The sequence below is a fragment of the Psychromonas sp. MME2 genome, from assembly GCF_040566515.1.
GTDB lineage: Bacteria > Pseudomonadota > Gammaproteobacteria > Enterobacterales > Psychromonadaceae > Psychromonas.
Genome location: NZ_JBEWXI010000003.1, coordinates 123,354 through 135,793, shown reverse-complemented (window position 1 = coordinate 135,793; position 12,440 = coordinate 123,354). Strand labels below are relative to the sequence as shown.

Annotated in this window: 8 protein-coding genes and 2 pseudogenes; 6 read left to right on the top strand and 4 right to left on the bottom strand. The window is 37.8% G+C overall.

What is annotated here, in order from left to right:
* Positions 1 to 2: 2 nt before the first annotated feature.
* Positions 3 to 998 carry a WD40 repeat domain-containing protein gene (locus tag AB1A03_RS05630; protein ID WP_354623621.1) on the bottom strand — a complete coding sequence of 332 codons (996 nt, stop codon included), beginning with the start codon at positions 996 to 998 and terminating at the stop codon, positions 3 to 5.
* Positions 999 to 1,140: 142 nt separating this feature from the next.
* Here AB1A03_RS05630 and fkpA point away from each other — a divergent pair, with 142 nt between their 5' ends.
* The 3 genes and pseudogenes from fkpA (at position 1,141) to AB1A03_RS05615 (ending at position 4,501) form a co-directional block, all read left to right on the top strand.
* Positions 1,141 to 1,941: an FKBP-type peptidyl-prolyl cis-trans isomerase gene (gene fkpA / locus AB1A03_RS05625; protein ID WP_354623620.1), complete on the top strand. Its 801-nt coding sequence runs from the start codon at positions 1,141 to 1,143 to the stop codon at positions 1,939 to 1,941.
* 129 nt (positions 1,942 to 2,070) lie between these two features.
* Positions 2,071 to 3,266, top strand: a pseudogene (locus AB1A03_RS05620) (BaiN/RdsA family NAD(P)/FAD-dependent oxidoreductase).
* Positions 3,267 to 3,442: 176 nt separating this feature from the next.
* A complete protein-coding gene (locus AB1A03_RS05615; protein WP_354623619.1) occupies positions 3,443 to 4,501 on the top strand; it encodes an IS481 family transposase in 1,059 nt (352 codons plus the stop codon).
* Here AB1A03_RS05615 and AB1A03_RS05610 read toward each other — a convergent pair.
* A pseudogene (locus AB1A03_RS05610) lies at positions 4,462 to 4,797 on the bottom strand (transposase); the annotation flags it as partial. The gene AB1A03_RS05615 and the pseudogene AB1A03_RS05610 overlap by 40 nt on opposite strands.
* Before the next feature lie 91 nt (positions 4,798 to 4,888).
* On the opposite strand from AB1A03_RS05610, the gene AB1A03_RS05605 reads away from it, so the two are divergent.
* The 3 genes from AB1A03_RS05605 (at position 4,889) to AB1A03_RS05595 (ending at position 8,667) form a co-directional block, all read left to right on the top strand.
* Complete coding sequence (locus AB1A03_RS05605) at positions 4,889 to 5,884, top strand: hypothetical protein (protein ID WP_354623618.1); 996 nt, start codon at positions 4,889 to 4,891, stop codon at positions 5,882 to 5,884.
* Positions 5,885 to 6,119: 235 nt separating this feature from the next.
* On the top strand, positions 6,120 to 6,503 hold the full coding sequence (locus tag AB1A03_RS05600) for a GFA family protein (RefSeq protein ID WP_354623617.1): 384 nt from the start codon (positions 6,120 to 6,122) through the stop codon (positions 6,501 to 6,503).
* Positions 6,504 to 6,924: 421 nt separating this feature from the next.
* A complete protein-coding gene (locus tag AB1A03_RS05595) occupies positions 6,925 to 8,667 on the top strand; it encodes a response regulator (protein WP_354623616.1) in 1,743 nt (580 codons plus the stop codon).
* A gap of 39 nt (positions 8,668 to 8,706) precedes the next feature.
* Here the strand turns inward: AB1A03_RS05595 and AB1A03_RS05590 are convergent, their stop codons facing one another.
* Both AB1A03_RS05590 and AB1A03_RS05585 read right to left on the bottom strand, forming a co-directional pair.
* Complete coding sequence (locus AB1A03_RS05590) at positions 8,707 to 12,063, bottom strand: response regulator (protein ID WP_354623615.1); 3,357 nt, start codon at positions 12,061 to 12,063, stop codon at positions 8,707 to 8,709.
* A complete protein-coding gene (locus AB1A03_RS05585; RefSeq protein WP_354623614.1) occupies positions 12,036 to 12,365 on the bottom strand; it encodes a hypothetical protein in 330 nt (109 codons plus the stop codon). Before AB1A03_RS05585 ends, AB1A03_RS05590 begins: the two co-directional genes overlap by 28 nt.
* Positions 12,366 to 12,440 lie beyond the last annotated feature (75 nt).

The following is a 12,440-nucleotide window of genomic DNA, read 5'->3' as shown; positions in this document are numbered from 1 at the left end:
TTTTAATTATTAAGCGTTTGTAAAGGCCAAATTTCTAAGTTGCCAGCCGAGCTTTCACTGGCTATTTGGTGATCATTCCATAATGTCGCGGAGAATACTACTGCAGTTTTAGGGCGACTCTCTTCACCGACACTGACTTGCCAACTTTGTTGACTCTGCCCGCTTTTTACATCCCATATTTGTAATCGTTGCGAGGCATTTCCGGTGAGTAGCTGCTTGCCCTCGTTGATAAAACGCAGCGAAGAAAAAATCGATTGTCTTGCCGTATATTGCAAGCTGCTTTGTAGCTTACCTGTTTGTAAGTCCCATATTTGCGAAGCCTTTTGAGTGTCCGCTATAAAAGCATAACGGCCTTCATCTTCCAGTTTTACCATCGAGACACGTTGTGAAAAGTTAAACTCTTTAATAATTTGTGCTGTTTTTGTATTCCACAAAAATGCGCGTTTATCATTACCGCCCGTTAATGCATAAAGCCCATTGGCTGATAAGTCGACACTATTTACTTTTTCGGTGTGTATCGGCATCTCTAAGCGACGTCCCGTTTGTAGGTCTATATGGACAACTTTACCATTTACTTGGCCATATAGAACGTAACGTCCATTGGCGGATATGCGAATATCTCGAATTGCGGAATCACTGACCTTATAAAAACCTAATGACTTCCCGGTTTGCATGTCCCAAATTGCAAATTCATCGCGACTTGCAGAAAGTGCGTGACTATTGTTAGCGGAGAGTCGTACTATATAAATGTCGTTATCGTTGGCATTATGGTGCTGCCATTGAAATAACAGTTTATTTTCTCGATTATTCCACAAGCTCAGGCCATGATGCTTCGAAGAGATAATAGAGAAGTCACCATTTTGAGATATTTCAGCGGCAAATGCGCCTTCGACAGCATGTTCATATTGCTGTAATGGCGTATCGGAACGATTGCAGGCAGTGACAAAAATCATTACCAAGATTAAAAAAAGTGATTTTAAATAGATGTTTAATGACATTTCAGAATTAACTTTTGGTTAAATAGAGTTTTTAAGGTTAGTATAAGCGAATTAAATTTGATACTTTATTTTTTCTTGGCGAATGAGAAAATAGTATTGGCACATGTTTTACTTAATAAATATGAATAATTTTGGAGTAACAATGAAAAATGTATTTAAAGTTTCTTTATTAGCTGCAGCTGTTGCACTAACTGTTGGTTGCAATGAAAAAGCTGAAGCTGTTACGGAAGCTGCTGCGACTGAAACTGCAGCCGCCACTTTTGCCACAAATCAAGAAAAAGTAGCCTACGCAGTTGGTCAATCATTCTCTGAGCAATTTAACACCATGTTAGATAAACAAACAGAAATTGGTATGCCATTAGATAAAGAGATGGTTCTTAAAGGTATTACTGATACGCTACGTGGCACTGCAAAGTTGTCTGATGAAGAGATGATGACGACACTGAAAGCTTACGGTGAAGAAGTTAAAGCGGTTGCAGAAAAGAAAATGCTAGAAGACGCAGCGAAAGCCGCTGAAGAAGAAAAAGCGTTCTTAGAAGCGAATGCTAAAGTTGAAGGTGTTATGGTTACCGATTCAGGCCTACAATACTCTGTCATTACAAAAGCAGAAGGTGAAGGTCAAAAACCAAAAGCTGAAGATACTGTAACGGTACATTACGTTGGTACGCTTGTTGATGGAACTGAATTTGATAGCTCAATTAAACGTGGCCAGCCAGCAACATTCCCACTAAACCGTGTTATTCCTGGTTGGACAGAAGGTCTACAGTTAATGAGTGTGGGCGATAAATTTAAATTCGTTATTCCTGCTGACCTAGCATATGGTGATCAAGGTGCTGGTAGTATTCCAGCAAATTCAACATTGATCTTTGATGTTGAATTGTTAGACATTGAATCTGCAGCCATTGAAGATAATGAAGCAACAGAAGAAGCTGCTACAGAATAAATACTAATCTAATTTAGTTATATAAAGACCGCTTTGAGCGGTCTTTTTTTTTGCCTTTTTTTCAGAATCATAATGGGCTAGCGATGAGCAAATAGTGTATCCTTAGCGGATTAATTTAAGAGGTGTTGTATGTGGGATGTGATTATTATCGGAGCGGGTGCTTCTGGCCTAATGTGCGCGATAGAAGCGGGTAAACGTGGCCGTAAGGTATTGCTGTTGGACCATGCAAAACGTGCCGGACAGAAAATCCTAATGAGCGGTGGTGGACGCTGTAACTTTACTAATCTTTACCTAGAGCCTAATAATTACCTCTGTGATAATCCACATTTTGTCAAATCTGCACTGAGTCGTTATACCCAGTGGGATTTTATTGCGCTGGTGGATAAGCATAAAATCAACTGGCATGAGCGTGAACACGGGCAACTATTTTGTGATGATAGTGCTAAACAAATCGTCACAATGCTCTTAGATGGAGCTAAACAAGTGGGTGTGCAGTTGCAATTGCAAACGGAAATCATTGCCCATAGTCAAAGTGCGGATCATCTTTTTACACTACAAACCAAACAGGGGAGCATGCAGTGTCATTCGCTTGTTATTGCCACTGGTGGCCTTTCTCTGCCCAAAATGGGGGCAACTCCCTTTGCCTATAAAGTCGCTGAGCAGTATCAATTACCCGTCAAGCCAACCCGCGCAGGATTAGTTCCCTTTACCCTGCAACAAAAGGATAAATTTGCTGCGCTTTCGGGCATTAGCTTACCTGCCACTGCAAGTTGTGAAGTTAAAGTGGGTAAAAAATCGAAGCAAATTAGCTTTAGCGAAGCCTTGTTATTTACTCATCGCGGTTTAAGTGGCCCTGTTATTTTGCAGATATCGAATTACTGGCAGCCGGGAGAGAAGGTGAGCTTAAATCTTTTACCGAGTCTAATCTTCTGCATATCTTGCAAACTCAGCAACAAACTAACCCAGAGCAAACCTTAAAAACCTTACTCGCTAAACAGCTCCCTAAACGCGTGGTGGAGTGTTTATTAGAAATGGCAGCAATCGAAAATTTACCGCTCAAGAAATATCACGAAAAACAGTTAATCACCATTAGCCAACTTTTCCATCAATGGTCACCGCAGATCAGTGGTACCGAAGGCTACCGGACGGCGGAAGTGACGCTCGGTGGGGTCGATACCGATTTCGTCTCATCGAAAACCTTTGAATGTAAAACCACCAAAGGGTTATATTTTGTTGGTGAAGCCTTGGATGTAACCGGGTGGCTTGGCGGCTTTAATTTTCAATGGGCATGGGCGAGTGGTTGGGCAGCGGGGCAAGAGGTGTAGTGTATTCGTGGAATTAAAACGAAGACGTTCTTAAGAAAACGAAGACTATCTTTCTGCGTGTTTCATTTAGTGTATTAGTTCAGACTAGATCTGACATTTCGACTTGAAAAGTTGAGAGTTACCCGTTTTGATAAAGGTGTCGAATCTTTATTTCAAAACAACAAAAGGTAACTCTCATGTTTCATACTAACAATCCAATCATTAAACACAAAGCAGGTTTACTTAATTTAGCAGAAGAATTAGGCAACGTATCTAGAGCTTGTAAAGTCATGGGTGTATCACGAGATACATTTTATCGTTATCAAGAGCTTGTGGAGGAAGGTGGTGTTGATGCTCTGATCAACAAAACCAGACGAGCACCCAATCTTAAAAATCGTGTTGATGAAGCAACAGAACAAGCTGTTATTAAGTATGCCATTGAACAACCAGCTCACGGCCAACACCGTACAAGCAATGAATTACGCAAACAAGGTGTATTTGTATCCGGTAGTGGTGTTCGCTCTATTTGGTTGCGGAATAACCTTGAAAATTTCAAAAAACGCTTAAAAGCACTTGAAGAAAAAGTCGCTAACGACGGCATTATTCTAACGGAAGCACAGGTCGCAGCACTAGAAAAGAAAAAGCATGATGATGAGGCGTGTGGTGAGATAGAAACGGTACATCCAGGTTATTTAGGCTCTCAAGACACCTTTTATGTCGGCAATATGAAAGGTGTTGGTCGTATTTATCAGCAGACTTTTGTTGATACCTATAGCAAAGTAGCCTTCGCCAAGCTCTATACCACCAAAACCCCAATTACAGCTGCCGATATACTTAACGACAAAGTATTACCGTATTTTGAGCAGTATGAGCTTCCTATGCTACGGATTTTAACTGACAGAGGTACTGAATACTGTGGAAGAGTTGAGCAGCATGATTATCAGCTCTATCTTGCTATTAACGATATCGATCATACTAAAACGAAAGCGATGTCTCCGCAGACTAATGGTATCTGTGAGCGCTTCCATAAGACGATATTGAACGAGTTTTATCAAATTACTTTTAGGAAAAAACTGTATAGCAGTTTGGAGGAGCTGCAAAAAGATCTAGACGAATGGATCAATTACTATAACAATGAACGTACCCATCAAGGTAAAATGTGTTGTGGACGAACACCACTTGAAACATTAATTGATGGTAAATCGATTTATTCTGGTCAACTCCAACCGGACACCTGTCTTTGTAAATTTTCATAGTTAATCGGCGTTAAATCACCGAGTGTTGTATGCAATCGCTCATGGTTATAATAACGGATATATTCTTCAACATCCATCTTCATTGCATCACGTGTTAAGTAAACAACATTTAATAACCATTCATTCTTTAAGCTACCAAAAAATCGCTCTACAACTGCATTATCTAAACAAGCCCCAACACTGCTCATGGAGGCGGTTATTTTATGTTTAGTTAACAATCGGTTAAATCGCGCGCTCGTATATTGAGAGCCACGATCGCTATGGAACATTAACCCTGCTTTAGGCTGCCTGATATCGTTAGTGCAGGACACCCACACCTTTTTGACTAAATTGAATATCGCACCTACTATATAAACAGTGTTTTTGTTTACAGTTGTGGGGTTTGGTATGACACAATCACGTGCTTCGTTAATTTCTCTTGTGGACACACCTTATTATCATTGCATTTCTCGATGTGTTCGCCGTGCATTTTTGTGTGGCGAAGATAATTACAGCGGTAAAAACTATTCACATCGCCGGCAATGGATGGTCGATCGCATTCGGCAATTAAGTGACATCTTTGCCATTGATGTTTGCGCTTATTCGATTATGTCTAATCACTATCACCTTGTTTTACATGCTAATGAAGCCGAGATTAGCGCCTGTAGCGATGAAGAAGTTTGCCGACGTTGGTATCAACTTTATTCTGGCTCAGAAATAGTTTCGCGATGGCGTAAAGGGGAGCTAACTTGCGCAGGTCAAATAGAGGTGGCGCTTGAGATAATCAGCAAATGGCGTCATCGCTTGCTTGATATCTCTTGGTTCATGCGGGCATTAAATGAATTTATTGCCCGCAAAGCGAACGCCGAAGATAACTGTAAAGGGCGTTTTTGGGAAGGGCGCTTTAAGTCGCAAGCATTGCTTGATGAAAAAGCACTATTAACTTGTATGGCTTATGTTGATTTAAACCCCGTGCGAGCAAAAATGTCAGAGAGTGTGGAAACATCGGAGTTTACGTCCATATTTGAGCGTATCCACAGTAAATGTAGTCACGATGAAGCGTTGCATTGCCATGATAACAGTAAACCCTTATTTGGTTTTGTAGCGGCAGAATGTGATGCGCCCCACGAAGGTATTCCCTATGCCTTACTCGATTATTTAGAGCTTGTTGATTGGACTGGACGAGCGATTCGAGAGGATAAGCGCGGCGTGATTTCGAGCGAACTGCCAAGCTTATTAAGCAGCCTTGGCTTAGAGAGTGACACATGGTTAGCCTTAGCCGTGAGTTTTGGTAAAGATTACCATGGTGCAGTGGGCTCACTCGAAGAACTGGCACTATTTGCCGAACACACAGGCCGATGTTGGGTATCTGGGCAAAACAAACTAAGTTGTATGCTGCATTAACTCCCAATCATTTGTTTTTTTATTAACGATTAGCGTCTCGTTAAGGGGGCTCTGTGCGTTGGTTTTGCCAATTACCCCTCTTTAAGTGTTAAGAGCAACATTTGAGATGTTTAAATAAACGTCATCATCGATATGAATGGTTAATAAAGTATATTTTCCCCATATTTTTTTATAAAGTATAAGATTTGGCTGTCCCCGTTCTTTTCTTCTTTGTTCATTTTTTATAAGGAGTTGCATGATATATCAAGGAAGCTGCCATTGTGGCGACATTCAATTTAGTGTTGATGCACCGAGTGTTATCGAAGCAGATTTATGTAATTGTAGCGTATGCAAAAAATCAGGGTATTTGCATTTAATAGTGCCCAATTCTCGTTTTAAGTTACTGACGGGTAAAAGTAAGCTGATTGAATATAACTTTAATACTGGAATCGCTAAGCATTTCTTTTGTAAAACTTGTGGTATTAAACCATTTTATATTCCACGTTCTAACCCTGATGGCGTTGACGTTAATGTAAATTGCCTCGATACCGAAGCAAAGCAAGTAAATATATCTGACTTTGATGGCAAAAATTGGGAGCAGCATGCCCATAAATTAAGCCATAAAAGCCAAGAAACATAACCAACAAGAATAGATGTCGCGCAGCCGACACTTTATTGGGGGTGAACAAGCCCTTTGAACCATCAGGGACTGCTTGATTAGTCTCGCCCTAGGGGTTGCTGCGATGTCTTTGCTCCTGAGTTCGTTCCCGTTAACCTCTTTAAATGTGTAAAAAACAGATATTTATGGCTATAAACTATACTTGTTGCTAATATCCTAGAGTATAAAAGGCAGACAGAGTTCGTACATCTCTATGCTTCCCCCTATATATTTTAAACTGTGTAGTTAGTGTTGATGTGGCTCAGTAAGCTATATTTAATAAACCTTAAGCTGTAAAATATTTCTGTGTATTATCTTTTTAAATAATCTAAACATTATCTCTAATTAAGTGTTTGGGTTGAGTAAGCAAGATGCTTCAGTACTGGATTATAATTAATAAAATATGAAAGAATTAAAAAGCATAACAGCTCTTGTTGCGGATGATTCCCCCGTTATGATCTCTAGCATTAGACAAATGCTAGTGAATATGGGGTTGAATGAAAAAAACGTTAATCATGCTAAGGATCCGAAAGCGGCGATTTGGCATTGCAAGAAACAAAAGTTTGATGTAATTATTTGTGATTATAATTTTTTTACAAGGTTAAATGGTCGACAAGTTTTTGAAGAGTTGAAATATTATAATTTATTAAATCCTGAAGCTGTTTTTATTATAATAACCGGTGAATCACTTTCAAAGGTAGTTAGGTCGATTATAGAATTAGATCCTGATGAATACCTCCTCAAACCCTTTAACTCTCAGTTTTTCACCTTTAAGGTAAAAAATGCACTTAAACGAAAAGCGGCGCTTTATAAGTTATACGAAGCAAAAAATAATAAAAACTATAAAGAGGGCTTGCTTTTAGCTGATCAGCTGACCATTAAATTTCCACAATATTATTATATAATACAGAAGCTTAGAGGCGAGCTATATACATTGCTAAGTATGTTTAATGAAGCAAAAGAGTTATATAGCTCTATTGTGCTTGAGAAAGATGTGGAATGGGCTAATGTCGGTTTGGCCGATTCTTTAATTGAACTAGGCGAGCTTTCAAGAGCTGAAGTGATAATTAATAAAATATTAGATAAAGTCCCCAACTCGGTTTCAGGTTTATCTCTAAATGCTAAATACGATATATATAGCGGTGATGTTCCCAATGCAATAAAACAGTTTTCTATTATTTCAGAGCTTGCGCCAGGAAATCCAGAGCGCGAGTTGGTTATCGCTAACTTATGTTTATCTCAAGGCGATTTTCGTAATGCAGCCTCTCGATTTATGACTTACTACGAGCTTAATATTGATACTTATCGTGATAGTTTTGAAGCAAGATATAACTATATAAGATGTATTTTGTTCATTTATGATGCCATGAATAAATTTAATGTGAAGGGCAGTCAAAATAAAGAGCTAATGAATGCAACGCTAACATTAAAAGTGGAAGCGTTGAATGAGTATAAAACCCTTGCAAATTTACGCCATAGAAACAATGCTAAAGCGGATGATTCTGGGGAGTCAGTAAAGGATGGTGACTGCGATAGCGAATTGATTTTAAGCCATTTTGCGATAATGGAAGGGAATATATCTGAAGCAATGACCATTTTGAAACACTTGTATGCTAATAAGGCGATAAAGGGGTTTTATAGTAATATTCATTATAACTATCTGCTCGATAGCTTATCTTTTAATCGAGAATTCAATGAAAATATGATGACATTGAAAACTTTTATGGATTCGCAAAACATTAGCCCTATTTTACTTAAGTCACAATTAGAGGTGATTAGTTCTCAAATTAATCATCATAAGAAAAATGTGCAATATATTAAAAAAGCTTACGAAGCGTTTAATGAGTGTGTGAAAACGGGGGATATTATGAAAGCCCTCGATGTGTTATTAAAAATTAGAGCTAAGAATAAGTATATACGTGAAGTAAATGGCAATCTCATTAAATACCTTGCAGTGAATTGGCCCTCTAATTATACAGGACGAGATATTCGCCTATTGCTAAAAGATTGTTACCATATATGTAAAGAGTTATATAATAATAACGAGTTAACTCAATTGGGTATTCATTCCAATTACAGGCTTGCGGAAGATTTAGCCTCTAGTCGAACATCGAATAATGATACAGAGATTGCTTCTACAACGTAATCGCTGCTGTTTTTCTTACCCTACAGGGGGGAGTATTGGCTATTGATCCATTAGCTCTTCTAAGAGAAGGGTTACATCATCAATCACTTTAACCATTTCTTGTATTAAACGCTGTTTTTTCTCTTTTATCATCTCGTCATCAATTTCATTTTGAAGTAGCTGCGCAAGTTTAGCGACACTGCTAACGCCTAGCATACTGGTGCTGCCTTTTATTTTATGGGCGATATTTTTTATGTCGCAATCCGTTTTGCGAAGCTCTGCTATATCTTGACTCATTGACTCAATAATAAGGTTGAACGCTTTGACTTTTTCTTCTGTTGTATAATTTGTAAAAACAGAAATTAATCCGTCATTGCTTTCAGTTGTTTCTGAGGCAATTAAAAATTTACTTAAAGCGGTCTGAATTTCCTGTCGATTAAATGGTTTGCTAATCACGATATCCATATTTTCATTTTTATTGTTAATGTGTGCCTCTTCCCCCGTGACGCCGATAATATTTAGATACCCATATTGGCTGATGTTGTTGCGTAGTTTTTGAGCTAGCGCAGGGCCATCCATATTGGGCATATAAAAATCGGTCATAATAAGGTCATAGGCTGTTTTACTCTGTTCTATTCTTTCTAATGCCTCGATCCCGTCATTGGCTATATCAGCTGTTACACCCATATCATTGACTATTTTTTGTAATAAAAGTTGATTAATCGCATCATCCTCAACAATGAGAATATGGCCAATCAATTTATCACTGCACGGCATAAGTTCATTCTTTGCCTGTTCAATCGGTACGGCTTTGATGTTATCAATGCTATGTATAATGTTTTTTATCTCATCGATGACGACGGCAAAATCGTGGTTGGTGGGTGACAACTCGTAGCTTTTACAACGGTTGAATATGCTCTCTAATCCTAAATTACTGGAAACACCCTTAAGCTTATGCACGAAGGCTTGTTTGTCTTGATAATGGCATGTTTTATATTCTGTGCTAAATGAGTTGATTAGGCTTATGTAGAGATTTTGATTGTGATTGGCGATATTTAAACCGGTCTCAATATCCACACCTATACGAGAAAGTGCAATGATAAATTCATCGAGCTCGTTATTATCTATATATGACACTGGTGAGAGTGATATTTCAGAGACTTCTTTGTTTGCAAACCACTTAAGCATTTTTTTAAACATGCTTTCTACATCAATAGGCTTACCGATTATATCGTTCATACCGCAGGCGAGGGCTCTTTCTTTATCCTTTTCCGTAATATTGGCGGTCATTGCTACAATAGGGATATTGTTATTGAGTTCTTCTCTAATGATTTGGGTCGCTGTGTAGCCATCCATTACGGGCATCTGACAGTCCATTAATATACCATCATATTGTCTGTTTTTTATTTCAGCTAATGCCTCTTGACCATTGTTACAGATTGATAAATCTAGTTTGCCTCTTAATAACTCTTCGACTAATTCTTGGTTTATTTGGTTGTCTTCAACAAGTAATATAGATTTGTTTTTTAATGGAGCAAGGTCTGTTGGGACGATAATAGCGACATCATTCTCGTTTACTTGAGCACAATCTACTTGCAGTACTGGAATTTCAAATTCAAAGGTGCTCCCGATGTTGACAGTACTACTGACTTTAATCTCACCGCCCATTAAGGAGATAAGTTGTTTACTTATTGTTAATCCTAATCCTGTTCCACCATAAACTCGACTTGTTGATTCATCGACTTGACTAAAGGGGTTAAAAAGCCGCTCAAGGTCTGTGGCGGCGATGCCAATCCCGGTGTCAGTGATGCAAAAAAGTAGTTTGAGCTGTTTATCTTCAAGTACGCGATGGGAAACCTCTAGGTTTACCGAACCTTTAGTGGTAAATTTTATTGCATTGCCGACAATATTAATCAGCACTTGATTTATTCTGTTTGGATTGCCTTGGATATAGGCCGGTAAATTAGGAGAATAGGTGCATTGAAATTGAATGCCTTTTTCTTCTGCACTAATACGCATGATATTAGCCACTTCATCAAGCAGTTCCATTAATGAAAAGTTAATGGGCTCAATGGCAAATTTTCCGGAATTTATCTTTGCAAGGCTTAGAATATCATTGATGATATACAATAAATTATGTGCAGAATTATAGATATGGGTAATGTATTTTTTTTGTTTTTCTTGTAAATCCGTATTAAGTGTTAATTTAGTCATTCCTAATATCGCATTCATTGGTGTTCTTATTTCATGACTCATGTTCGCAAGGAATTGAGATTTGACTTTATTCGCCTTGATGGCATCATTTTTTGCTACGATGGATATTTTTGTTAGTGAAATTAGGTGCGATATAGATTGATATATAAGCACCCCTAAAAATATAAGCAGAGTGAAAAAAATGAATAATAGTATGCTTATGTAAGTATAAGTGTCTTTTATCTTATTAAAATCATTAAAAGCTTCGCTCCTTACCTGTAGCAATAATCGATCTGCATCCTGTGCTGCGACTTTGGTGTTGTGTGCTGCATTTTTTAATTCTTGAACAATATTGGTAAGCGCTTGAAAGGCGAGAAAGTACTGTTTTATATCGGATGATACTTCATCAAAAATTAGCACCTCTTCTGCTTCTAATAATTTATTTTCTATTTTTTTACTGATATCAATGGCGTTATTGAGTGTGGCAAGTGTTCTTTTTTTAAATAGATTTTTATTTTTTTCTGATATTGAGGATAAAAAGTCTCTATCCCATTGTCTGGCATCATCGATATTATTTGTTAAGGTATTGACCAGTTCAAGTAATTCAATTCTCTTATCAATAATATCCATTCTGGATTCGAGATTTTCTTGGTTTATTTCAAGCCATTTTTTGGCAATGGCAATGGCCTTTAGGCTGTCATCTGTCGTTTCATGCAATAACTCTATCACCGTTTTTAGTGGGCTATTTGGCTCAGTTAATTGCGTTTTTATCTGTACCGATGACAGCAACATTTTTAGTAAAAGTGGTTCGTTGTAATGGAGTTTATCAATGCTGCGTTGTATGTGTTGCGAGATATTATCGATATCTTCTAGGATTTTTTCAAAAAGCATTTTTTTAAATGATTGATTATGATTATCTGAATTAAAATTGATGATGCTATAGTTTAAATTTTGCAGTAATGAAGATATCGAAGATAATTGTGTAATGTTATTTAAGTCTAAAAAAACGGCTTTTCGCAGGTTACTCACCTCTAATCGATCTAAATTAATGTATTTTGATTGTAAAACTTGCAGCTGATCGCTGCTCGCTGAAGCTTTGGTCGCTTTTTTTACCATTTCTTGCGTTTTTTTATTACGCTTAATACTCAGTAAAGCCAATGAATTGAAATGTTTATTATAAGCCTGTAGTAACTGCATTATGGTGGGTTTTTGTTGGTGTTCCATGTGTTGGCAAGTTTGATTGATTGGTCGATACTTTGTTGCGCTTTATCTGCGCTATTTAAACTATTCTCTTTCTCGAATGTTTGCTCATAGAGTCTCGCTCTATCTAATGATATTAATAGTTCCCCGGTTTCTGAATAATGGCGTAATGTTTCAAAAAAGGTATTAACACCACCCAATGTTGTAAAACCCATTATAATTAAGAGCGTTATAATTAAGATGAAGCCAGCGATGATATTACGAATATTGCTTCTCTTCTGTTCTTCCTTGGGTAATTCCCGCAAATCTTGGAATATTTTCAACATCCTTGGCACTTCTTTTTAGTTGTTATATTGATATTTATCTCATCATATCAAGCCATGATTGCTGTTCATTAAGGA